Consider the following 715-nt stretch of genomic DNA (forward strand, 5'->3'; position numbering starts at 1 on the left):
AATCGGCTCGTAGCCCAATAACAGTTGCGCGAATCGGTTCACTTCTTGGATGCGGTTGTGACTGTCGAGCGTCACCATCATCACGGGCTGCTGCTCGTAGTAATTACGCAAGCTCGACTCACGCTGATAGAGCTTATCTTCCATCAACTTACGGCTGGTGATATCACGCGCCTCAAACAGATACTGCTTTTGTTTGCCCACCTGCTGGGAAAATGGCTTTAAGGAAATTTCGAGCACCATAGAGCCGTGCTCTTTGCTCCAGATTTCGGCTTCAAATGTCGAAACTTGTTGCTGCGGTGCGTCAAAATAATCGGAGATCGCGTGGCGTGCTTGCTCACTCCAGTTTTGATGTAACCAAAGTGGCTTATCTAAGCGTAATTCCTGATGATAGAGCAAAGATTGCAGACGATCGTTGCCAGATTTAAGCAAACCATGTTTATCCAAAATCCCCATGTACTGCATACTTTGGTCAAAAATGGACTCTAAAATCGCCTGGCTTTCACGAGCAGCCGTCTCGCTGCGACGAATGCGTTGCAAGTAGTAGCTCAGTAGCAAAATGGCCACCAGCATCAGCACGAACAAACTGCCAAACAAGCGAATTTCTTTGGCAAAACGCTCAGAAAACTTCATCGGTTTATTAAAAAATACCGCAGAGACCTCTTGCTCAGCACCCAGCCCCCAGCGCACTACAGCTTGATAATCGAGCTTGATTTCA

Annotated in this window: 1 protein-coding gene; it reads right to left on the reverse strand. The window is 47.4% G+C overall.

Annotation, left to right across the window (positions count from 1 at the left end; translation table 11 throughout):
- A partial coding sequence (locus tag R7Q11_RS26240; protein WP_225467006.1) for a PAS domain-containing protein occupies positions 1 to 715 on the reverse strand: 715 nt, incomplete at both ends.

The sequence above is a fragment of the Vibrio sp. 970 genome, assembly GCF_033339075.1.